Origin of the sequence: Xanthobacter sp. SG618, assembly GCF_012932745.1 — a bacterium.
In the GTDB taxonomy this organism is placed as follows: Bacteria; Pseudomonadota; Alphaproteobacteria; order Rhizobiales; family Xanthobacteraceae; genus Xanthobacter; species Xanthobacter flavus.
On the sequence record NZ_JABBHL010000002.1, the window covers coordinates 294,041 to 316,776 of the forward strand.

The window sequence follows — 22,736 nt, forward strand, 5'->3', positions numbered from 1 at the left end:
GGGCACAAAAGGCCCGCACAATCTTCCGCTGACTCAGAAGACCGAGCCCACGACCGTCGCGACAGACGCCGCGCTCGCCTCGTGCGGGGCGAAAAACGCAGCGATACCAAGGATGGACACCAGAGCACCGGTGACAGCAATCTTGCGCAGCATGGCTTTACTCCCAGATCCCGTAAGATCCCGTTCTGCACCGACAACGATGCAGGTGGATTAAGAGTTCCTTAACCAAGTCACCCTGAACCCTGTTTGATGCTTGCGTTAACGAAGTGTTCAGGAAAGTCACGGGTCCGTGACGCCGGGCGTGCAACAGTCCCCAACGGGGCCGCCCCGGCGACGACTTCAGCGGCGCGTGATGTTGCGGCGCAATATGAAGTAACGCGGATGTAACCGGTAGGAGGGGAAGCATGTCGTTGACCGGCGTACCGTCGAAGAGCCGATGGCGCGATGTGGAGGCCCCGTCGCTGGAAGAACTGGAGCAGCTGGCGGAAGAGGCCTTCGCCGGCCTGCCGGACTCGTTCCGCGCCCTCTGCCAGGGCCTGGTCATCAAGGTGGAGGACTTTCCCACCGACGAGGTGCTGGACGAGTTGGGCGCAGAAACCCCTTTCGACCTGCTCGGCCTGTTCCACGGCATCGGCCGCGCGCAGGGTGGGGCGGTGGCCCAGACCGGGCAGATGCCCAACATGGTGTTCCTCTATCGCCGCCCGATCCTCGATTACTGGGCCGAAAACGAGGAAACCCTCGGCGACGTGGTCACCCACGTGCTGGTGCACGAGATCGGCCATCATTTCGGCCTCAGCGACGACGACATGGAGGCGATCGAGGACCGGGCCAATTGACCGCAGGGACAACACGCCCTTCGCACTAGACCTTGGCCTCCCACTTTCTAGAATGACTCCAAAGAAGGAGGCCTCCATGCCCGTCGATACCAGCCTGACCCGCTATGGGCCCGCTCTGCGCGCCCTGCACTGGCTTACCGCCATCGCCGTGTTCACGGCGTTCGGCGTCACCTATCTGGAAGCCTTCTTCGCGCGGGGCACCCCGGCGCGGGGCATGGTGTGGTGGGTCCACATCTCGGTGGGTCTCCTCCTCATCGCCCTCCTGGCGGTGCGCATCCCCGTGCGCATCTTCGGCCGCAACCCGCCGGCCTCGACGCAGATCAGCCGGCCGGTGGCCATCGCCTCGCACATCGTGCACGGGCTGCTCTACCTCGCGCTCATCGCCACGCTCGCGCTCGGCGTCTATCTCGCCTTCCTGCGCGGCAACGCCGTGTCCTTCTTCTCGCTCTTCACCATTCCCTCGCCCATCGCGGTGAACCGCGATCTGGGCAAGCAGGTGCAGGAGATCCACGAGCTGATGGCCAATGCCGTCATCATCCTCGCCGTGCTGCATGCGGCCGCCGCCGTGCTCCACCACGTGGTGCTCAAGGACGACGTGCTGAAGCGCATGCTGCCGGAACGCCTCGCCCCCTGAACGGGGCGTGCAGGCCCCGCCCGGCCAAGGCGCTGTGCAAGGCCAAGCGTGCCTGTTATGGATGGTCTTTGAGGGTGCGCCCCGCGGGGCGCGTCCGGCGCTCCGTATTACACGGGCTGCGCCGCCGGGCTTTCGGCCACCGAAGCCCGGCAGACGAGACCCGACAGACGAGACAAGGCAGAAGGTCCCATGGAGAAGTTCACGGTCCTGGAGGGCGTCGCGGCGCCGATGAAGCTGGTCAATGTCGACACCGACATGATCATCCCCAAGCAGTATCTGAAGACGATCCAGCGCACCGGCCTCGGCAAGGGGCTGTTCTCCGAGATGCGCTATCTCGACGACGGCGCCGAGAACCCCGGCTTCGTGCTGAACCAGCCCGCCTACCGCTCCTCCAAGATCCTCGTCGCCGGCGACAATTTCGGCTGCGGCTCCTCGCGTGAGCACGCGCCGTGGGCGCTGCTCGACTTCGGCATCCGCTGCGTGATCTCCACGTCGTTCGCGGACATCTTCTACAACAACTGCTTCAAGAACGGCATTCTGCCCATCGTCGTCTCCAAGGACGACTTGGACAAGCTGTTCGACGACGCCGAGCGCGGCGCCAACGCCACCCTCACCATCGACCTGCCGGCTCAGGAAATCCGCGGCCCGGACGGTGGCGTGGTCAAGTTCGAGATCGACCCCTTCCGCAAGCGCTGCCTGGTCGAGGGGCTGGACGATATCGGCCTCACCCTTCAGAAGGCGCCGGCCATCGACCAGTACGAAGCCGCCAAGGGCGCCGAGCAGCCCTGGCTGTGACGCCGTGAGCCGGCCGCGGCGCTGACAGGAGGACGGGCGGGCGATGGAACCATCCCCGGTCCGTTCCCCCCCGTGCGCGGGGGCGGAGCCCGCACCGCGCGCCATCGTGATCGGCGCGTCTGCCGGCGGGCCTCCGGCCCTCGGACGCCTGCTGGCCGCGCTCGATGCCGGGCCCGATGTCGGCATCGCCGTGGTCAATCATGTGGGCGCGGACGGGCCGGACATGCTCCACACCATCCTCGCCCGCCTCTCCGGCCGGACCGTCGTCCTGGCGCAGGAGCGATGCCCGCTTTCCGGCGGCCTTGTTCATGTCGCACCCAGCGGGTACCACTTAGAGGTGGGGCGCGACCGACGTTTTTCACTCTCGGTTGACCCACGGGTATGTTATTCGCGTCCCGCAATCGACGTTCTGTTCGCCAGCGCCGCCGAGGCCTACGGTGACGCTCTGGCTGGCGTCGTCCTCACCGGCGCCAGCAGCGACGGAGCCGAGGGACTGAAGCGCATTCGGGAACTAGGAGGCCGTGCCCTCGTGCAGGAGCCGTCAGAAGCCGAGGTCGATACCATGCCGCTGGCCGCACTTCAGTGCGCCGGCGCGGACCTCTGCGCCCCGCTGGCCGTGCTCGCCGCGGCGCTCACCACGTTCGGCCGCAACCCGCGCGCCGGCTTGAGCGGGCCCCTGAGACCGAGGATGGCCGAATGAGCACGGCCGACCTGCCCAAGATCCTCGTCGTCGATGACGTGCGTGCGAATCTCGTCGGCATGCGCCGCCTGCTCGCGCCGGTGAAGGCCGAGATCTACGAGGCCCATTCCGGCAACGAGGCGCTGGCGCTCTGCCTCGACCACCGCTTCGCGCTCATCCTGCTCGATGTGCAGATGCCGGACATGGACGGGTTCGAGGTGGCCTCCCTCCTCAACAACGACCCGGACACCTGCGACATCCCCATCGTGTTCGTGACCGCCGCCTATCATGACGACATCAACCGGCTGAAGGGCTACACCTTCGGCGCGGTGGACTACATCGCCAAGCCCATCAACGACGCCGTGCTCCTCTCCAAGGTCACGGTCTTTCTCGACCTGCACATTTCCAAGCTGCGCCTGAAGGGCGCGCTGGAAGAGCTGGAGAAGCGCAACCGGCAGCTGGAGATCGAGATCGAGGAGCGCCGCCGGGTCGAGAAGCAGATCCGCCACATGGCGACCCACGACGCCTTGACCGGCCTCGGCAACCGCATCCTGTTCGTGGAGCACCTGACCCGCGCGCGCGCGCAGGCGCAGCGCCACGGGCGGGAATTCGCCCTGCTCTACATCGACATCGACGGCTTCAAGCAGGTCAACGACCGGCACGGCCACGGGGTCGGCGACAAGCTGCTCTGCGCCATCGCCAACCGGCTGCGCGGAAACCTCAGGCAGGAGGATTTCGCCGTCCGTCTGTCGGGCGACGAATTCGCCGTCATCATGGTGGACCTCACCGATGGTGATGCCGCCCACGCCCAGGGCCAGCGCCTGTGCGAGATGCTGCGCGAGCCCTATATCGTCTCCTACAACGACCAGGCCTATACGGTCAGCGTCGGCGCCAGCATCGGCATCGCGCTCTATCCGCGCCATTCCACGGACGAGAACGAGCTGATCCGCCTCGCCGACACGGCCATGTACGAGGTGAAGCAGCAGGGCAAGGACGGCGTGCGCCTCGCCGTCGCCCGCGCGGCGGTGCAGTCCGCCTGAGGTGCTGCCCCTGAAGGCGCTAACGGCGCGCCTTCGCAGCCCGGCGCGGCCATGATATCCCGAAGACGCGGGCGGATGGCCCGCCCATCGCCCGCCTACCGCCTTCGGGAGCTTCATGCCGAGGTCCGCCAGCCGATCCGTCGTCGTCGACCTCATCGCCGTGCTCGCGGCCGTGACGGGCGGCGAGCCGCGGGTGATGACGGTGGAGCACGGGTCCGCCTTGCCGTCCGGCCCGTTCGAGCTGGCCCACCGCTCGCTCCAGCAGGGCCTGCGCGACTGGGTGGAGCAGCGCACCCACCATCCGCTCGGCTATCTCGAGCAGCTCTACACCTTTGCCGACAAGGACCGCGCAGGGGCGGAGAGCGCCGCGCGCACCATCTCCATCTCCTATCTCGGCCTCGCCCGCGAGCAGGCGGCCACGGCCGGCGCCGCCGAGTGGCACGGCTGGTATGAATACTTCCCGTGGGAGGACCACCGCGACGGCCCGCCCCCCGTCATCGCCGCAACGCTGGCGCCAGCCCTCGCCGCCTGGGCCGAATCTGCCCCCTCGGCGGCGGAGCGCAGCCACCGCCGCCAGCGCGCCGCCATCAGCTTCGGGCTCGACGGCGCGACCTGGAACGAGGAGCTGACCCTCCAGCGTTACGAACTGCTCTTCGAGGCCGGCATCGTCGCCGAGCGCCTGCGCCGCGAGGGGCGGGAGGAGGCCGCGGGCGCCGGCCGGGCGATGATCGCCGATCACCGGCGCATCCTCGCCACCGCCATCGCGCGGCTCAGGGCCAAGATCAAATACCGCCCGGTGGTGTTCGAGCTGATGCCCCCCACCTTCACATTGCTCCAGCTGCAGCGCTGCGTGGAGGCGATCGCCGGGCGGACGCTGCACAAGCAGAATTTTCGCCGGCTGATGGAGCAGCAGGAACTGGTGGAGGAAGCCGGCGGCGCCACCACCGAAACCCTTGGCCGGCCTGCGAAACTCTTCCGCTTCCGCCATGCGGTGGTGGAGGAGCGGGCCTTCGCTGGGACCAAATTGCCCCTCGCACGCTCTTGACAAGACTTATGCTCAGGATAAGCATATGCCCACCATATGCTCAAACTGAGTATAGACAATGGTCGTATCCGCCCTCTCTGCCGTCCCCGCCGCGCGCCCCGCGCTTCAAGCCACGCCCGAGGCGCTGGCCGAGGCTTTCGCCCGCACTGCGCCCCTCTATGAGAAGATCCGACGGGTGGTGCCGCCCGCCGACTGGGCCTTCCTGGCCGAGGACGCGGAGGCCATCCTCCGGCTGAAGCGCGAGCGCAACGCCGTCATCCTCGCGCACAATTACCAGACGCCGGAAATCTTCCACTGCGTCGCCGACATTGTGGGCGACAGCCTGGCGCTGGCCCGCGAGGCCATGCGGGTGGATGCGGACGTGATCGTGCTCGCCGGCGTCTACTTCATGGCCGAGACGGCGAAGCTGCTGAACCCGGGCAAGACCGTGCTCATCCCGGATCAGGACGCCGGCTGCTCGCTGGCCGATTCCATCACCGCCGCCGACGTGCGCCTCATGCGCGCCGCCCATCCCGGCGTGCCGGTGATCGCCTATGTGAACACCTCCGCCGCCGTGAAGGCCGAGGTGGACGTGTGCTGCACCTCGGGCAATGCGGCGCGGGTGGTGAAGTCCTTCGGCGTGCCCAGGGTCATCATGTTGCCGGACCAGTATCTGGCGAAGAACGTCGCTGCCGAAACCGGCATCGACATCATCTCCTGGGCCGGCCAGTGCGAGGTGCACGAGCTGTTCACCGCCGCCGACGTGCGCGAACTGCGCGCCGCCAATCCCGGCGTCACCGTGCTCGTCCACCCGGAATGCCCGCCGGACGTGGTGGCGGAAGCCGACTTCGCCGGCTCCACCGCCGCCATGAGCGACTATGTGAGCGAGAAGCGCCCGCCCCGCGTGGTGCTTCTCACCGAATGCTCCATGGCCGACAACGTGGCGGTCCACTATCCCGACATCGACTTCGTGCGCCCCTGCAATCTTTGCCCGCACATGAAGAAGATCACGCTGCGCAACATCCGGGCAGCGCTGGAGAACAACCTCCACGAAGTCACCATCGACCCCGAGATCGCCGCGCGCGCCCGGGGCTCGGTCGAGCGGATGCTGGCGCTGTGACCCGCGTGATGGATGGCCAGCCGGTCATTATCGGCGCCGGCATCGCCGGGCTCGCGGCCGCCCTCTTCCTCGCCCCCGAGCCGGTGGTGCTCGTGACCCGCGCCCCGCTCGGCGCGGATGGCTCCAGCCCGCTGGCGCAGGGCGGTATTGCCGCCAGCGTCGGGCTGGATGACGATGACGCCCTCCACCTCGCGGACACGCTGGCGGCGGGCGACGGCCTCTGCGATGCCGAGGCCGCCCGCCGCATCCTGTCCGCCGGGCCGGAGGCCATCGCCGCCCTCGAACGCCTCGGCGTGCGCTTCGATCGCGACGCGGCCGGCGGCCTGCTGCTCGGCCTCGAAGCCGCCCACAGCCGGCGCCGCATCGTCCATGCGGATGGCGACGGCACCGGGCGGGAACTGGTGCGCGCTTTGTCGGAAGCCGCCCGCGCCTGCCCCTCCATCACGCTTGTCGAAGGCGAGGCGCGGCGCATCCTGATGCGCGACGGCGAAGTCTGCGGCCTGCTCGTGGCCACGGCCGAGGGCGCGCGGGTGCTCACCACACGCCGCCTCGTGCTGGCGACGGGCGGTGTCGGCGCGCTCTACGAACACACCACCAATCCCGTCGCCTCCTGGGGCGTGGGGATCGCGCTGGCCGCCGAGGCCGGGGCGGAGCTCGCGGACCTCGAATTCGTGCAGTTCCACCCCACCGCGCTGGCCACGCCCGCCCGCCCCCTCCCGCTCATCAGCGAGGCGGTGCGCGGGGAAGGCGCGCTCATCGTGGACGGCAGCGGCCGGCGCATTCTCGAACACGTGCCGGGGAAGGAGCTGGCGCCGCGCGACGTGGTGGCCCGCGCCGTCTGGCGCGAATTGGTGGCCGGATGCGAGGTGTTCCTCGATGCCCGCGCCAGCCTCGGCGCGCGCTTCGCCACCCGCTTCCCGCAGGTGGCGGCGGGCTGCCGCGCCGCCGGCATCGATCCGGCCACCGATCTCGTGCCGATCCGCCCCGCCGCGCACTACCACATGGGCGGCATCGCGGTGGACGCACATGGCCGCAGCACCGTCCCCGGCCTCTGGGCGGCGGGCGAGTGTGCCGCCACGGGCCTGCACGGCGCCAACCGCCTCGCCTCCAACTCCCTGCTGGAAGCCGTGGTGTGCGGGCGGGACGCGGCAAACGATATCGCCGGCCGCGCGGCCAGACGCGCGATCGTCCCCGCCCCGTCCGCTTTGCCCCCGGCGGCGGACGCGGCTCCGGCCCGCGCCATCGTCTCGCGGCTGGTCGGCGTCACCCGCGATGCGGAGGGGCTGACGGCGGCGCTCCAGCGCCTGCTGCCTTTGGCCGAAAGCGCGACCCCGGCCGCCGCCCCGGCCCGCGTCGGCCTGATGATGGCGGCCTCGGCCCTCGCCCGCACCGAGAGTCGCGGCGCCCATGCGCGCACGGATTTTCCCGACACCGCGCCGATCGCCCGGCGCTCGCGCATCACCCTTCCCGCGGCGCTCGCCGCCGCCCGGCGCGTGCGCGTGCCGGACCTCGCTTTTGCCTAAAGCATTTTCGAGCGAAGTGGGTACCGGTTCGCGTGAAGAAAATGCGTCAACTCAATAACGTGGACCATTTCCCCGTTCCGCGAAACGGGGAAATGATCCCATCGAACGGAGCCGCCATGGCCGCCCTCGACCCGCTCCCCGAACTGATGGTGGAGCCCATCGTCCGCGCCGCGCTGCTGGAAGATCTCGGCCGCGCCGGGGACATCACCACCGATGCGGTGGTGCCGGCCGGACACGTCAGCCGCCTCGTGCTGGCCGCCCGTCAGGACGGCGTGGTGGCGGGGCTCGACTGCGCCCGCCTCGCCTTCCGCCTGCTGAACCCGGACGTGCGCTTCACACCCGTGGTGGCGGACGGCGCGCGTGTCGCCCCGGGCACCGTGCTCGCCGAGGTGGAGGGTCCCTCGCGCGCGCTGCTCACCGGCGAGCGCACCGGCCTCAACCTCGCCTGCCGCCTCTCCGGCATCGCCACGGCCACCGCCTCGCTGGCGGATGCGGTGGCGGGCCACAAGGCGCAGATCGTCTGCACCCGCAAGACCACGCCGGGCCTGCGCGCGCTGGAGAAATACGCCGTGCGCGCTGGCGGCGGCGCCAACCACCGCTTCGGCCTCGATGATGCGGTGCTGGTGAAGGACAACCACGTCGCCATTGCCGGCTCGGTGGCCGAGGCGGTGAAGCGCGTGCGCGCCCGCGCCGGTCACATGGTGAAGGTGGAGGTGGAAGTGGACACCCTCGCCCAGCTCGAGGAATTGCTGACGCTGGGCGCCGACGCGGTGCTGCTCGACAACATGCCCCCCGCCACCCTCGCCGAGGCCGTGCGCATGGTCGGCGGGCGGATGCTCACCGAGGCCTCGGGCCGGGTGAACCGCGAGACGGCCCCGGCCATCGCGGCATCGGGCGTGGACCTCATCTCCGTGGGCTGGCTGACCCACAGCGCCCCCATCCTCGACATCGGCCTCGACTGGGTGGGCTGACGCCGGATCACAGGCGCACGCCGCGCAGGCTCTGGGACGGCGCCGCGCCGAAGGTGCGGCGGAAGTCGTGGGTGAAATGGGCCTGGTCGGCAAAGCCGGCCGCATGGGCGGCGGCGGTGAAGCTGCTGCCGTCGGCGATCTCGGCGATGGCCCGCCGCATCCGCCCCCAGGCACGGTAGCGGCGGAAGGGCACGCCCATCTCGGCGGTGAAGAGGTGCTGCAGGCGCGAGGGAGACAGGCCCACTTTGCGGGCGAGGGCGGCAAGCTCCGGCACGCGCTCCGCGTCGGCCATCGCCGCCGCCACCCGCTGGATGCGGGGATCGAGCCCGGCACGGGCGCGGCGGCGGGAGACATCCACCATGTCGGCGAGGGCCTCGCCGGCCCAGCCGGCCGCGTCCGGCGCCTCCCATAATTCGCGCAGCAGTGGCAGCGCGTTGCCGCCGCCGAAGAGGGCGCCCTGTTCTTCGCGCGCATTGGCCACCAGAGGCGCGAGCGCATGGGCGCCGTCGATGCTCGGCTCGAGATAGAAGACCGCGATGGGCTCGCCCCCCACGTCCAGCTCATGCAACATCCCGGCCGGCACGAGCGCGGTGCGGCACGCCTGCCAGCTGCCGCCCTGGACCCTGAGCCCGAACGGCCCGTAGAGCCCGGCCAGGAACACCGGGGCGCCGTGCTGGTGCGGGGCATTGTAGTTGAGCGGCCCGGCGAAGAAGGTCCGGCCCGCATCCAAGAACCAGAGCGGCCCGAGGTCCTGCCCCGTCGCAGCACGTTCGTACAAGCGGGGCCGCGTGCCCATGCCTAGGCTCCTCCCGCCGGCACTTCATCACATCGCCACGGGCTGCACAAAGCGGCCCGCAGGGGGACCGCCATGCAGACAGATCCGGCTATGCCATTCCGGCCCGGCGCGCCCAGCCGCCGTGCCCTCCTTGCCGCCGCCATCGCCGCGCCGGCCCTCCTGCGCCCGGGCCGGGCCAGCGCAACGGCGCCCGAGCGCGGCGCCCTCCCCGTCACGCCCTTCCGCTTCCGTCTGGGCGCGTTCGAGGTGACGACCGTGCTGGACGCCGCCGCCATGATCGACGGCCCGTGGCCCATCGTCGGCGAGGACCGGCCGGCCGGGGAGGTCGCGGCGCTGATGCAGGCCAGCCTGCTGCCGGAAAAGCGCTTCCGGCCCGGCTTCACCCCCACGCTGGTGAATACCGGCGCGCAGCTCGTGCTGTTCGATGCCGGCAACGGCGCGAACGGCTTCATCCCGAGGCCGAACGGCGGATGGCTCACCCAACAGATCGCCGCCGCCGGCTATGCCCCAGAGCAGGTGGACGTGGTGGTGCTCTCCCACGCCCATGTGGACCATATCGGCGGGCTGGTGGAGGCGGGCAAGGAGGTGTTTCCCAAGGCCCGCTACGTCATCGGCGAAGCGGAATATTCCTTCTGGGCCGCGCCCGAACGGCGCGCGGCGGCGCCCGACAGCCTCGAACACGCGACCGCGCAAGTGTTCGCCCGCAACCTCGCCCCCTTCGCCGACCGCGTCACCCGGGTGCGACCGGGCGCCGAGATCGTGCCCGGCATCCATGCGGTGGAAGCCTTCGGGCACACGCCCGGTCATCTGGCGTTCCACCTGGAGAGCGGGGGCAAGCGGCTGCTGATCTGGGGCGACTGCGCCCACCACGAGGTGGCGTCGCTGGCCCATCCCGAGTGGCACGCCCTGTTCGATATGGACAAGACGCAGGGCGCCGCCACCCGCAAGCGCATCTACGATATGGCCGCCACCGACCGCATCCCGGTGGTGGGCTATCACACGTCCTTCCCGTCGGTGGGCTATGTGGAGCGGGCGGGCACAGCCTATCGTTGGCTCCCCCTCACCTACCAACTGGCGGAGTGAGGCCCGGAAACGAAAACGGCCGGGCGATGAGGCCCGGCCGTCCGTGCTCAGTAAGGGAAAGCGCTCACGCCTTCGGCCAGTTCCGCACGTCCACGAAGTGGCCGGCGATGGCCGCCGCCGCCGCCATGGCGGGGGAGACGAGGTGGGTGCGGCCCTTGAAGCCCTGACGGCCCTCGAAATTGCGGTTCGAGGTGGAGGCGCAGCGCTCCTCGGGGGCGAGGCGGTCGGCATTCATGGCGAGGCACATGGAGCAGCCCGGCTCGCGCCACTCGAAGCCCGCCTCGATGAAGATCTTGTCCAGACCCTCGGCCTCGGCCTGCTCCTTCACCAGGCCGGAGCCCGGCACGACCATGGCGGAGACGTTCGGATTCACCTTGTGGCCGCGGGCGATGGCCGCCGCCTGCCGCAGGTCCTCGATGCGCCCGTTGGTGCAGGAGCCGATGAAGGCGCGGTCGATGGTGATGTCGGTGATCTTGGTGCCGGCGGAGAGGCCCATATAACCCAGCGCCCGGATCTTGGCGGCGCGCTTGCCCTCGTCCTCGATGAGCGCGGGATCGGGCACGAAGCCTTCCACCGAGACCACGTCCTCGGGGCTGGTGCCCCAGGAGACGATGGGCGGCAAATTGGCGCCGTCGAGATGGATCTCGGCGTCGAAATGCGCGCCCTCGTCCGAGCGCAGGGTCTGCCAGAAGCGCAGCGCGGCATCCCAGTCGGCGCCCTTGGGGGACTTCGGCCGGCCCTTGAGATACTCGAACGCCTTCTCGTCGGGGGCCACCATGCCCGCGCGGGCGCCGCCCTCGATGGACATGTTGCAGACGGTCATCCGCCCTTCCATGGAGAGGGAGGTGATGCCTTCGCCGGCATATTCGATGACGTAGCCGGTGCCGCCCGCCGTGCCGATGGTGCCGATGATGGCGAGCACCACGTCCTTGGCGCCGACGCCTTCGGGCAGGGGCCCGGAGACGGTGACGCGCATGTTCTTCGCCTTCTTCTGGATCAGCGTCTGGGTGGCGAGCACATGCTCCACCTCGGACGTGCCGATGCCATGGGCGAGCGCGCCGAACGCGCCGTGGGTGGAGGTGTGGCTGTCGCCGCAGACGATGGTGGTGCCGGGCAAGGTGAAGCCCTGCTCGGGGCCGACCACGTGCACCACGCCCTGGCGCTTGTCGAAGCCGTCATAATATTCGACGCCGAATTCCTTGGTGTTCTCGGCGAGCGCGGCGATCTGGGCGACGCTCTCCGGGTCCGGGTTCGGCAAGGTGCGGTCGGTGGTGGGGACGTTGTGGTCCACCACGGCGAGGGTCTTCTGCGGCGCGCGCACCTTGCGGCCGGTCATGCGCAGGCCCTCGAACGCCTGGGGGCTGGTCACTTCGTGCACCAGGTGGCGGTCGATGTAGAGCAGGCAAGTGCCGTCATCCTGCCGGGAGACGACGTGGTCGTCGAAGATCTTGTCGTAGAGCGTCTTGGGGCCGTTGACCGGGGCGTTCATCGCGTCGTGTCCTGAGGAAAGGCCGGCGCGCGTCGGTGCGGCCGGGCCGGTAACGATGGGGGGCGGTATCCGTGGCGCCGCTTATGGGCGCGTCACCATGCGGGCGTCAAAGCACCGAGGAGGCCGCTGTCGTGAAGCGGCCGAAGAAACGGCCCGGCAGGCGCACATGGTCGGGGACCGCCGCGAACTCCATCGTCGTGCGCGCGAACGGCCCGGCGCCGCAATGGGCGGCCCGGTCGAGGCTGAAGCGATGGTCACACGTGCGTCGCATGGGGCGGGTTTTTAGCAGTTCCACGCTGGCGCGACAATCCGGCGCGCAGGGATGTGAAGTGATGGCCCGGGACGAGGTTTTTGGTGCCGGGCGACCATGGCTTCGCCATCATATTGGGCAAGGCCGTCTCCGGCGCGCAGCGGTGCACGGCCGGCCGGGAGGCCCGCCGCAGGTAAGGAGTTTCGGGTGCAGTTCGTCTCCAATTTCCACGGGGCACAGTTCCTCGATACCGTGGTCAGCCTCGCCGCCGCCTTCCTGTTCGGCACGCTGATCGGCGCCGAGCGGCAGTATCGCCAGCGCACCGCCGGGCTGCGCACCAACGTGCTCGTGGCCGTCGGCTCCGCCGCCTTCGTCGATCTCGCCTCCAGCCTCGGCGGACCGACCGACGCCATGCGCGTCGCCGCCAACGTGGTGACGGGCGTGGGCTTCCTCGGCGCCGGCGTCATCATGAAGGAAGGCATGAATGTGCGCGGCCTCAACACCGCGGCGACGCTCTGGTGCTCGGCCGCCGTCGGCGCCTGCGCCGGTACCGACCGCATCGCCGAGGCGGGGCTCATCACCTTCATCATCATCGCCGGCAACACGGTGCTGCGTCCCGTCGCCCGCGCCATCGACCGCGCGCCCCTCGACGCCCGCCGCTCGGAAGTCAGCTACGAGGTGCGCCTCACGGTGGATTCCGCCGCCGCCGCCGATCTGCGCGACGTGCTCATCGACACGCTGGAAGCTGAGAAATATCTCGTGCGCGACGTGGACGAGGAACTCGGCACCGACGGCGCCGTGGTGCTGGTGGCGAAGCTCGTCACCACCTCGGTGGTCCCCGCCGAGCTCGACGCCATCACCGACCGCCTCGCGAAGCGGCCCCATACCCGCCACGCAACATGGGAAAGCGTGACGGAGGAATAGCCGCCTCCTGCGCGGCTGGCCGGCCAAGTCAGACTGGCCAAGTCAGGCCGGCCGCCGCTCGCCCACCAGATGGGCGGCGGCGGAACCGGCCGCATAGAAGGCCCCCTTGGCCGCCCGCCAGCGCGGGACCGTCACATCGCGCTCCGGCAGCGGCACCTCTTCAGCCCGGATGCGCCCCAGCACCAGATCGGCCAGCCGCCGGCCGAACACCGTGCCCGGCCCGATGCCCCGGCCGTTATAGCCGCTGATGGAGACGACGTTCCGCGCGAGGCGTCGGAAGCGCGGCAGGGCATCGTCGGTCATGCCGATGGTGCCGAACCAGCCGGCCTCGAACGGCGCCGGCGGCAGCTCCGGGAACAGGCGCGCCAGCGCCCGCCGGGCATAGGCGGCATGCACCCCGGCCTCGATCCCCGCGAGCGCGCCGATGCTGCCGAACACCAGCCGCCCGGCCGCATCGTAGCGCAGGGAGGTGAGCACCTGCTGCGTGTCCCAGATGCCCTGCCGGCCGGGCAGGATGCGCCCGCGCAGGGCCTCGGGCACCGGCGGGGTGGCGAAGTTGAAATAGGGCAGCGGCACCTGCTCGCGCGCCAGCCGTTCCCACGGTCCGAAGCTGTAGGCATCACCCGCGACGATGATCCAGTCCGCGGCAAGCGCGCCCCCATCGGTGCGCAACAGCCAGCCGCCGGCCCCCTCCTCCGCCGCCCGCACCGGGCTTGTGGTATGGATCACCGCGCCGGCGCCCATCGCCGCGCGGGCGAGGCCGCGGGCATAAGCGAGGGGCTGGATGGTGCCGGCCCGGTCGTCCTTGAGCGCGCCGCGATAGGTGCCGCCGCCGATTATCGTGCGGGCCGTGTCGGCATCGAGCAGGTGCACCGGCGCGCCGCGCGCCTGCCACTGGGCGGCGCGGGCCTCGATCTCGGCGCGCCCGGCGCGGCCCACGGCGCAATGGAGCGTTCCGTTGGGCGTCGCCTCGCAGGCGATGGCGTGGCGGGCGACGAGGGCGAACACCTCCGCCGGCGCCCCGCCGAGGAGCGAAAGCAGCCCCTCGCCCCGCTCGACCCCGAGGGTGGCGACGATGTCGTCGGGCCTCACCCAGAGCCCGGCATTGACGAGGCCCACATTGCGCCCTGCCCCGCCCGAGCCGATGCCGGCGGCCTCCAGCAGCGTCACCCGCGCGCCCGCCTCGGCGAGACGCAGCGCGGCGGCAAGGCCGGTATAGCCGGCGCCCACCACCGCCACGTCGGCGCGCGCGGCGCCCGCGAGCGGCGCGGTTTCGGCGGGCGGCGGGGCGGTCATCGCCCACAGGCCGTGGCTTTTCGGATCGGTGCCGGGGGCGGGAGGCATCTGCATGGCCTCTTTCTACAATATCGCCCGGCCGCGGGCATGACCTTGCGTCCGCAGACCTGCAACGAAGAATTAACCATCCCGGCCTCAGGATGCACCAGGGTCCCCTCAGATTGAATGGAACCCTACCGCCAGTGCGTACCTCCCTCCCGCAAGGAGAACAAGGCGCCGGCTTAGTTGCCATGCAACCGGCACGGCGCATGCTCTTTGGACGCACTTTTGTGTTTCCGGGACTCCTTTGATATGAGGAGCGCCCAGTAGTGGTTATTCGGAGCTGCGTGATGGCTAATCCGCGCGTCTATGTTTACCAGTTCGCCTCCGGCTCCCAGTGGGCGGCCGGCGACAGCGTGGAGGCGTATCTGCGCCGTCTTCTGGATGTGGACTTCACCCAGTCGCTCCGCGCCGACCGCCTTGCGGCGGTGACCGCCTTCCTCGACGAAGCCTTCCAGCTGGCCCACACCATCGGCTGGACCGGCACCGCGCGGGACATCCCGCAGATGTTCTCCCTGCCCGGCATGCCGGCCGAAGAGGCCGTCTACATGATTGCCTGGGAGCAGGAAGACGGCGTAGCCTTCATCGCCTCGCCCTATCCGCTGCCGTGGCTCGATGCCAAGGCCAGCCGCACCACCGATTCCGACCGCGCCGTTCCGGTGGAGGCGGCTCCCGTCGCGCCCGTCGCCCGCCCGGCCCCGGTGCAGGCCCAGCCGCAGCCGCTGGAAGTGGTCTCGGCCCAGGCCGAGGAAGCGGTGGAAGCCGCCCTCGACCCGTTCTCCGAATATGTGCGCCGCGAGGAGGCCGCCCGCCTCTCGCGCGAGCCCGCGCCCCTCGCCGAGGATCGCGACGCCGCCCGCCGCTTCTTCTGAGCGAACAGATCACCCGATCCGCGATGCGCGCCCCCCAAGGGCGCGCATCGTCGTTCCGGGGCCCCTCTTTCCAGTCTGGAACGATGCCAGAGAGCGCGTGCGCCTTGCTCCGGCCGCAACGCTTGGATAGATGATTCACGGTGTGGACCGCGGCGCAGCCTCTTCGACACAAGCCGGCGCGGTTGACCTTGCGTGATGTTCCGTGGTGCGTGGTGGCGTTTTCCCATCCTGATGGCCCCAAGGTGAAACCAGCGTCCGTCGCCGTGCCGCGCCTGATCCAAGCGCGCCGCATTCCGCTTCGGGCATGTTCCAAGGCTGATCGGTCCGGTTCGATGCCGGATGCGGAGACCTGAATTTGCGGTCGTTTCTCACCGGCGTCCTCGCTCTGCCCGTGGCGCTCCTCCTCATGCTCTGTGCGCTCACCGGCAGCGCGCAGGCGATGGAGGCAATTGCGCTCCGGCTCGATGCCAAGGTGGTGGACCTGCTCCCCGCCGTGGAGCGCCAGACCACCGAGGATGGCCGCTACCAGATTTCCACCGCCCCGGATGCCGAGGGCGTCGTGCGCCGCATCGAGGTGCCGACCTCCGACGGGCGCAGCCATGGCGAGTGGATCGCCTTCGCCCTCACCAACAACACCGACGAGCAGGTGGACCGCCTCATCGTCGCGCCGCACTACCGCATGTCCGGCTCCGGCCTGTTCTGGCCCGACCTCGGCAACCGCCGCATCCTCTCCCTGACGCCCAGCCAGGGCTTCAAGCCGGAACGCCAGTCGGCGCCGGATGCGGACGTCTTCCTCATCACGCTTGATCCCGGCTCCACCGTCACCTTCGTGGTGGAGCTCGGCTCGCCCAATTTGCCCCAGCTGCAGCTGTGGGAGCCCGATGCCTACAAGGACCGGGTGAACGCCTTCACCCTCTACCACGGCATCGTCATCGGCATTGCCGGCCTGCTGGCGCTGTTCCTCACCATCCTGTTCGTGGTGAAGGGCTCGGTGATGTTCCCGGCCGCCGCGGCGCTGGCCTGGGCGGTGCTCGGCTATATCGGCCTCGACTTCGCCTTCTGGTCGAAGGTGTTCGGCCTCTCGCCCATCGCCGAGCAGTTCTGGCGGGCGGCGGGCGAGGCGATCCTCACCGCGACTTTGCTGGTCTTCCTGTTCGCCTATCTCAACCTCAACCGCTGGCATGTGCGCTACGTCCACGTCGCCGCCGGCTGGCTGGTCTTCCTCGCCGCCCTCGTGGTGGTGGCGCTGCTGGATGCGCCGGTGGCGGCGGGCATCGCCCGCCTCTCGCTGCTCGCCGTGGCGGTGGCCGGCTTCGGCGTGGTGATCTGGCTGTCACAGCACGGCTTCGACCGCGCGGTGCTCATCATCCCCACCTGGTCGCTGCTGGTGGTGTGGGTGCTGATGGCGGGCCTGACGGTGGCCGGCTTCGTCACCAACGACCTCGCCGCCCCGGCCCTCTCCGGCGGCCTCGTGCTCATCGTCATGCTCATCGGCTTCACGGTGATGCAGCACGCCTTCGCCGGCATCGGCGGCATCCAGGGCTCCACCTCCGAGCTGGAGCGCCGCGCCCTGGCGCTCGCCGGCTCCGGCCTCATCGTGTGGGACTGGGATGTGGACACCGACCGCATCTACACCTCCCCCGAGGCGGAGGAGGCGCTGGGCCTGAAGCGCCATTCGCTGGAGACCGAGGCCGCCGGCTGGCTGGAGGTGCTGCACCCCGCCGACCGCGACCGCTTCCGCGCCACGCTGGACGGCATCATCGACCAGCGCCGCGGCCGCATCGACCAGGATTTCCGGCTGCGCGCCATCGACGGCCACTATCTCACCTTCAACCTCAAGGCCCGCCCGGTGGTGGGCGCGGACGGCGAGGTGGTGCGCTGCATCGGCACCCTCACCGACGTGACCGGCGAGCGCATCGCCGCCGAGCGCCTGCTGCACGACGCGGTGCGCGACAACCTAACCGGCCTGCCCAACCGCGAACTGTTCCTCGACCGGCTGCACCAGGCCCTCGTCACCGCCCGCCTCGACGACAAGGTGAAGCCGACGGTGATGGTGATCGACCTCGACCGCTTCAAGCAGCTCAACGTGCAGGTGGGCATGGCGGTGGCGGACTCCATCCTCCTCACTGTCGCCCGCCGCATGACGCGGCTTCTCAAGCCGCAGGACACGCTGGCCCGCATCTCCGGCGACCAGTTCGGCATCATCCTGATGTCCGAGCGCGACGCCGAGCGCATCACCACCTTCGCCGACACGCTCCGCCGCTCGCTGCGCGCGCCCATCGCCTTCGCCGACCGGGAAGTGTTCGTCACCGCCTCCATCGGCCTCGTTTTGTCAGGGCCGGATCAGGTGAAGCGCGACGAGGTGCTGAAGGACGCCGAACTGGCGATGTATTACGCCAAGCGCATCGGCGGCGATCGCATCGAGGTGTTCCGCCCGGCCATGCGCCAGCAGAAGATCGACCGCGTGGTGCTGGAGCAGGAACTGCGCGAGGCGCTGGAGAAGGAGCAGATCTCGGTCCGCTACCAGCCCATCGTGCGCCTCGGCGACCGGGCCATCGGCGGCTTCGAGGCCTATATGCGCTGGAACCACCCGCGCCTGGGCGAACTCGCCGCCTCGGAATTCATCCTGCTCGCCGAGGAGACCGGGCTCATCCTCGATCTCGGCCTGTTCGTGCTCGACCGCGCGGCGCGCCAGCTCGGCCAGTGGCAGCGCCTCTTGCGCGTGGACCCGCCGCTGTTCATGCACGTCAACGTCTCGTCCCGCCAGTTGCTGCGGCACGATCTGATCCAGGACCTGAAATCGGTGCTCGCCCGCAACACGGTGGCGCCCGGCTCGCTGAAGCTGGAAGTCACCGAGAGCCTGGTGATGGAAAACCCGGAATATGCCGCCGTGGTGCTGGGCCGCATGCGCGAGCTGGGCGCGGGCCTGTGCCTCGACGATTTCGGCACCGGCTATTCCTCCCTCGCCTATCTCCAGCGCTTCCCCTTCGACAGCGTGAAGATCGACCCGCGCTTCGTGCGCTCGGTGGCCAAGGGCCCGTCCCGCGCTGCCCGCCCGGTGATCGTCGGCGCCATGATCGACCTTGCCCACGACCTCGGCATGGACGTGATGGCCGAGGGGCTGGAGAAGGAAACGGAAGCCGCCGAGATGACCCGCTTCGGCTGCGAATACGGCCAGGGCGTCGTGTTCGGCGAGCCGCTGACCGCCGAGGAATGCCGCCACCTCATCGAGCCGGCGCCGACGGAGACCCGCAAGAAGAAGACCAGCACGGCGGCGGAATAGGCGCCGTCAGGCGCCCGTCCGGATCGCCCGGCTCTTACGCGCCCGACTCTTACGCGCCCGACTCTCTTAAGCGCCCGGCTTGGGCCGCGTGCGGGCGCGCTTGGCAGGCGCCTGCGTCCCCGTCTGCGTGCCCTTGGCGCCGCGCGGCCAGCGGGTCGGCCAGTTGACGATGTGGTCCACCAGCTCGAACAGCCCGAACTCCGTCTCGAGCCCCGCCACGCGGCCGTGCACCGAGATGCCGGCGCTCACCACCGTGTCCCGCGTGCCCGACACCAGCGGGTGCCAGAACGGCAGGTCCTTGCCTTCGCGCACCAGCCGGTAGGCACAGGTGGGCGGCAGCCAGCCGATGCTCTCCACCGCCTCGGGGGTGAGACGCACGCAATCGGCCACGATCTCGGAGCGGTTGGGATAGTCGCTGCAGCGGCAGGAGCCGGCGTCGAACAGGCGGCAGGCGACGTCGGTATAGGCGATGGCGCCTGAATCCTCGTCCTCCAGCTTGACGAGACAGCAACGGCCGCAGCCGTCGCAAAGGCTTTCCCATTCCGCGCCGGTCATGGCGGCGAGGGTCTTCGTCCGCCAGAACGGCGCGGCGGGCGGAGCAGGCTCGGCCGGTACGGCAGGCTCATGCGCGGCGGCTGGCGCGGGCCGGGATCTGGCGGGGGGCGACATGCCGCCCCTTTAGCACAGGGCCGGCGCGAAGTCGCTCACTCGCCGCCGTAGCTCAGCAGCATCTGGTAGACGACCGGCTTTGCCGCCCGCATGTCCTTGTTGTCGGAGCGGAACTCCCGGTCGCCGTCCACGTCGCCCTCATAGGTACCGGGGGGCTCGAACCTCAGCAGCAGTCGACAGCCGCCGGTGGTGCGGGCGAAGCGGCCGCCATCCCAGTCCAGCACCGAGCCGCCATAGTCCCAGCCGAAGCCGGAGAGGGTGAAGGGCTTGCCGTTCGCCTTCTCCACCTCGGCCAGCGTCGCGCCGATGCCGATGCCCTCGGGCGTGCGCCACGGGCCGGGATCATGGACGATCACATCACCCGGCCGCCGCCGCTTCTTCTCGTCGAGCCAGATGATCTCCACCCGGCGCGACGGGTCGTCGGGGAACAGCACGGTGGCCTTCACCATCTCGCCCTCGGCGGCCGGAATGGTGCGGAACACCACGTTGGCGCGGCCGAACTGGCGGATCAGCGCCGCCTCGTCGGTATCGGGGGCGAACGGCCCGGTGCAGGCGAAGGGTGGCAGCGTGTCCGGGCCGGCAGCGACCGGGAGCGTCGTGAGCGCGATGGCGAGTGGCAGAGCGGCGATCAGCCGGCGGAGCATGTGGCGCGTCCCTTCAGCGTGCGGGTCTTTTCCTTGCCGTCCGCATCCACCGTGGCGAGGGTGAGGACGTAGCGGCCGGCGAAGCTCTCGGCCTCCTTGCCCCGGCCCTTGGTCTCGATCACCAGCTCAGCCGAGCCGGCCTTGGGATCGGGCAGATCGCGATAGAGGTGAAGCCGCACCTCGTTGTCCTTGAACCAGTGGTGCACCAGCGCATCGCCATCCAGCTCCAGCTTCCCGAACGGGGACGCGCCTTTGCCGGTCGGCTTCACCTCCAGCTCAGCGCGGAAATTGTTGAAGCTGCCGCCCATGCCGTGGGAAAAGGCCGTCTGCGCGGTGAAGGACACCGCGGCATCCTCGATGCTGCAATCGAGCGTCCCCGTGGCCCGGGCCGCAGGCGCCCCCGCTACCAGCGCGAGCGCGGCGAGCCCGAAGGCGGCCGCGACAGCCCCGCCCCGCCGCTGCGGCGCGGGAGATGGTCCCCTCGAAGATCCGATCATGGTGAGCCCCCGGCGAGTGCCGCCGGGGCAGATTAGGCACGCGCCGGCCCGCCTGCAACGTGAGCGGGGCCGGACTGCCCTCGGTCTCAGCGCTTGCCGGCGGTGTAGTGATCGGCCCAGGCAAGGACGACAGCGAAGCCACCGAAGGCGGCGACGACGACGGTGAGCCAGATGGCGGTCTGTGCAGGCATGGTTTCCCCCCAAAATGCTTATGGGGGAAAGCTAAGGCAGGGCGCGGCGCCGGGACTTTGATCAAGATCAAGCCCGGCCGCTCAGCGCACCCGCCGCTCGCTCTGCCGGGGGAGGGATGGCGCCTCCGGCGCGTCGGCCGCGTCATCCTGCGCATCCGCGTCCGAGCCGGCGTCAGCGTCGGGCGACTCGTGATCCTCCGGCTCCCGCTCGCCCACCGGCGCGTCAGTGGCGAGGCCGCCGCGCCCCTCGCGCTTCGCGATCTCGACGAGGCCGTCCGCGCGGCTCATCAGGCTGTCGAGGCTCTCGCCCTCGTGTCGCTCGGCCACGCCGAAGCTGGCGGTGACGGTGGCGTGCGGCGGCAGCACGGAGAGGCGGGCGAAGTCCAACTCCGCGCGCAGCCGGTCGGCGACGCGGGAGGCGCCGACGCGGTTGGTGCGCGCCAGCAGCACGACGAATTCCTCGCCGCCGAGGCGCGCCGCCGCATCGCGGGGCGAGGTCTCGTGAAGGATCAGCCCGCCGACGACGGCGAGTATCCGGTCGCCGGCGCTGTGGCCGAAATCGTCATTGATCTGCTTGAAGCGGTCCATGTCGAACGCGATGAGCGTCACCGGCCGCGCGCCGGGATCGGCGAGAATGTCGTGGGCCCGCTCCATGAAGTCGCGGCGGGTGCCGAGGCCGGTCAGGGCATCGGAGCGCCCCTCCCGGCGGATTTCGTCGATGGCGTCCGCCGCGATGGAGCCGAGCAAGGCGAGGGCGAGCAGCAGGCCGCTGATGAGCAGGGAGAAGTTCAGCACCTGCCAGAACGGCGTCGCGCGGAACAAGGCGGCGATGTCCGAGGGGTCCGCCCCGTTCTCCCGCATCCGGTCGATCTCGAAGAGGTCGCCGGACATCTGCATGGTGAGGCCGGTGCGGATGAAGAAGTGCAGGCCGAACAGCAGGAAGGCCCAGAACAGCAGCCGGTCGATGGGCCGCCGCCGCTCGATGGCGAGAATCTGCAGTGCCGCCACGACGAACATGATGCCGTAGCCGAAATTCTGCACGTAGATGCGGGCGACGAGATCGCGGTCGAGATAGAAGAAATAGAACACCAGCGCGACGATGGCGCAGGCGATGACCAGCAGCAGCCCTCCCGACCCGGCGCGGCCGAACCGCACCAGCACGCCCTCCACCAGCGTGAGGACGGCGAAGGTGTAGACGATGGCCGACACCACCGCGTTCGGTCCCGCCTCACGGGGGATGCCGGTGATCTGGATCAGAGCCGCGAGCGTGTAGGCGCAGAAGGCGGACGCGAAATACAACCCGCAGCGGCGTTCGCGATCGTGCAGCCAGACCAGCAGGAACACGAGGGCGATCAGCAGCGAGACGATGGGTCCGGCAAAGATGTAAAGGCGTCCGTCCGACATGCTCCGTCCACAGCCGCCCGCGACCGGGCGCGTGATCTGGAGGCGGCACAGCCGCCCGCCACCCTAGGTCGCATCGGCCGCCCTGCGCCTACTTGGATAATTCCCTTGCGGGAAAGTCAAGCCTGAGCCCCGCCTTGTGCAGTGCGCAACCCGCTGCGACGCAACACGAAGTTGCCCTAGCGCCGGTAGGCCCACAGGCGCAGCTCGTGCTTCAGCCGCCGGAAATCGTGGAAGGTGAAGGCAAGCAGCGCCGTCGCCAGCACCGCCAGCGTGAGGGCGACGGCACTGGACCAGTCCAGCGCCGAGCGGGTGAAGTCGTAGACGAGGTAGGCGAGGAAGAGCGTCACGGCGAGGGCCACGCCGTAATAGATCTTTGTGTCCAGCCGGGCGATGAGGATGCCGACGCCGACCCAGATGGCGAGCGCGATCAGGATGGCCCAGCCGAGGCCGAGGCCGAACTGGCGGGCCACGAAATGCCCGCCCACCCAGCACAGCAGCACCGAAACCACGAGCACCAGCAGCCCGGCGCGCAGCCGGAGGATGGAGGAGCCCTTTGCTCCGGTCGGGGCGGTGGACATGATGCACCTCGGTTTCGCGGGCCCGCCGTCGCGGGAACGGCAGGACGAAAGGGAACAACCCGGCCGTGCCAACGCTTGTGCCGGTCTGGAGGATGCCAC

The 22,736-nt window shown here is 69.9% G+C and carries 22 protein-coding genes; 13 read left to right on the plus strand and 9 right to left on the minus strand.

Annotated elements, in window-relative coordinates; translation table 11 throughout:
• Positions 1–404: 404 nt before the first annotated feature.
• The 9 genes from FHT36_RS06835 (at position 405) to nadC (ending at position 8,622) form a co-directional block, all read left to right on the plus strand.
• On the plus strand, positions 405–836 hold the full coding sequence (locus FHT36_RS06835) for a metallopeptidase family protein (RefSeq protein ID WP_169121763.1): 432 nt from the start codon (positions 405–407) through the stop codon (positions 834–836).
• Between the two features lie 76 nt (positions 837–912).
• Entirely contained in the window at positions 913–1,470 is a 558-nt protein-coding gene (locus FHT36_RS06840) for a cytochrome b (protein WP_229645577.1), read from the plus strand.
• A gap of 189 nt (positions 1,471–1,659) precedes the next feature.
• Positions 1,660–2,265, plus strand: coding sequence for a 3-isopropylmalate dehydratase small subunit (gene leuD, locus FHT36_RS06845; protein WP_169121765.1), 606 nt, complete (start codon positions 1,660–1,662; stop codon positions 2,263–2,265).
• 106 nt (positions 2,266–2,371) lie between these two features.
• Positions 2,372–2,965, plus strand: coding sequence for a chemotaxis protein CheB (locus FHT36_RS06850; protein WP_210257607.1), 594 nt, complete (start codon positions 2,372–2,374; stop codon positions 2,963–2,965).
• Positions 2,962–3,984, plus strand: coding sequence for a diguanylate cyclase domain-containing protein (locus tag FHT36_RS06855; RefSeq protein ID WP_169121767.1), 1,023 nt, complete (start codon positions 2,962–2,964; stop codon positions 3,982–3,984). The genes FHT36_RS06850 and FHT36_RS06855 overlap by 4 nt, the downstream gene beginning before the upstream one ends.
• A 115-nt stretch (positions 3,985–4,099) precedes the next feature.
• Positions 4,100–5,029 (plus strand): NrtR DNA-binding winged helix domain-containing protein, encoded by a 930-nt coding sequence (locus FHT36_RS06860; RefSeq protein ID WP_169121768.1) that lies wholly within the window; start codon positions 4,100–4,102, stop codon positions 5,027–5,029.
• A 58-nt stretch (positions 5,030–5,087) separates the two neighbouring features.
• A complete protein-coding gene (gene nadA / locus FHT36_RS06865) occupies positions 5,088–6,128 on the plus strand; it encodes a quinolinate synthase NadA (RefSeq protein WP_246702071.1) in 1,041 nt (346 codons plus the stop codon).
• Between the two features lie 8 nt (positions 6,129–6,136).
• Positions 6,137–7,651 (plus strand): L-aspartate oxidase, encoded by a 1,515-nt coding sequence (locus FHT36_RS06870; RefSeq protein ID WP_210257653.1) that lies wholly within the window; start codon positions 6,137–6,139, stop codon positions 7,649–7,651.
• A 116-nt stretch (positions 7,652–7,767) separates the two neighbouring features.
• A complete protein-coding gene (nadC, locus tag FHT36_RS06875; RefSeq protein WP_169121770.1) occupies positions 7,768–8,622 on the plus strand; it encodes a carboxylating nicotinate-nucleotide diphosphorylase in 855 nt (284 codons plus the stop codon).
• A 7-nt stretch (positions 8,623–8,629) separates the two neighbouring features.
• On the opposite strand, the gene FHT36_RS06880 is transcribed toward nadC, so the two are convergent.
• Positions 8,630–9,418, minus strand: coding sequence for an AraC family transcriptional regulator (locus FHT36_RS06880; protein WP_169121771.1), 789 nt, complete (start codon positions 9,416–9,418; stop codon positions 8,630–8,632).
• A gap of 72 nt (positions 9,419–9,490) precedes the next feature.
• Here FHT36_RS06880 and FHT36_RS06885 point away from each other — a divergent pair, with 72 nt between their 5' ends.
• Positions 9,491–10,501: an MBL fold metallo-hydrolase gene (locus FHT36_RS06885; protein WP_246702072.1), complete on the plus strand. Its 1,011-nt coding sequence runs from the start codon at positions 9,491–9,493 to the stop codon at positions 10,499–10,501.
• Between the two features lie 64 nt (positions 10,502–10,565).
• Here FHT36_RS06885 and leuC read toward each other — a convergent pair whose 3' ends face one another.
• Positions 10,566–11,990 (minus strand): 3-isopropylmalate dehydratase large subunit, encoded by a 1,425-nt coding sequence (leuC, locus tag FHT36_RS06890; protein WP_169121772.1) that lies wholly within the window; start codon positions 11,988–11,990, stop codon positions 10,566–10,568.
• Positions 11,991–12,096: 106 nt separating this feature from the next.
• A complete protein-coding gene (locus tag FHT36_RS06895) occupies positions 12,097–12,261 on the minus strand; it encodes a hypothetical protein (protein ID WP_169121526.1) in 165 nt (54 codons plus the stop codon).
• Positions 12,262–12,447: 186 nt separating this feature from the next.
• Here FHT36_RS06895 and FHT36_RS06900 point away from each other — a divergent pair, with 186 nt between their 5' ends.
• Positions 12,448–13,164 (plus strand): MgtC/SapB family protein, encoded by a 717-nt coding sequence (locus FHT36_RS06900; protein ID WP_169121773.1) that lies wholly within the window; start codon positions 12,448–12,450, stop codon positions 13,162–13,164.
• Positions 13,165–13,206: 42 nt separating this feature from the next.
• Here FHT36_RS06900 and FHT36_RS06905 read toward each other — a convergent pair whose 3' ends face one another.
• Complete coding sequence (locus FHT36_RS06905; RefSeq protein WP_407077061.1) at positions 13,207–14,514, minus strand: NAD(P)/FAD-dependent oxidoreductase; 1,308 nt, start codon at positions 14,512–14,514, stop codon at positions 13,207–13,209.
• Positions 14,515–14,789: 275 nt separating this feature from the next.
• Between FHT36_RS06905 and FHT36_RS06910 the strand changes: the two genes are divergently transcribed.
• Complete coding sequence (locus FHT36_RS06910; protein WP_169121774.1) at positions 14,790–15,371, plus strand: hypothetical protein; 582 nt, start codon at positions 14,790–14,792, stop codon at positions 15,369–15,371.
• A gap of 406 nt (positions 15,372–15,777) precedes the next feature.
• Complete coding sequence (locus tag FHT36_RS06915; protein WP_246702113.1) at positions 15,778–18,654, plus strand: EAL domain-containing protein; 2,877 nt, start codon at positions 15,778–15,780, stop codon at positions 18,652–18,654.
• 66 nt (positions 18,655–18,720) lie between these two features.
• Here FHT36_RS06915 and FHT36_RS06920 read toward each other — a convergent pair whose 3' ends face one another.
• The 5 genes from FHT36_RS06920 to FHT36_RS06940 form a co-directional block, all read right to left on the minus strand.
• The gene (locus FHT36_RS06920; protein WP_169121776.1) at positions 18,721–19,323 is read right to left on the minus strand and encodes a YcgN family cysteine cluster protein; all 603 of its coding nucleotides are present in this window, start codon (positions 19,321–19,323) and stop codon (positions 18,721–18,723) included.
• A gap of 35 nt (positions 19,324–19,358) precedes the next feature.
• The gene (locus FHT36_RS06925) at positions 19,359–19,967 is read right to left on the minus strand and encodes a hypothetical protein (RefSeq protein WP_169121777.1); all 609 of its coding nucleotides are present in this window, start codon (positions 19,965–19,967) and stop codon (positions 19,359–19,361) included.
• Positions 19,952–20,464 (minus strand): hypothetical protein, encoded by a 513-nt coding sequence (locus FHT36_RS06930; RefSeq protein ID WP_169121778.1) that lies wholly within the window; start codon positions 20,462–20,464, stop codon positions 19,952–19,954. The genes FHT36_RS06925 and FHT36_RS06930 overlap by 16 nt, the downstream gene beginning before the upstream one ends.
• Positions 20,465–20,736: 272 nt before the next feature.
• Entirely contained in the window at positions 20,737–22,059 is a 1,323-nt protein-coding gene (locus FHT36_RS06935; RefSeq protein ID WP_169121779.1) for a diguanylate cyclase, read from the minus strand.
• A gap of 176 nt (positions 22,060–22,235) precedes the next feature.
• Positions 22,236–22,637: a hypothetical protein gene (locus FHT36_RS06940; RefSeq protein WP_169121780.1), complete on the minus strand. Its 402-nt coding sequence runs from the start codon at positions 22,635–22,637 to the stop codon at positions 22,236–22,238.
• Positions 22,638–22,736 lie beyond the last annotated feature (99 nt).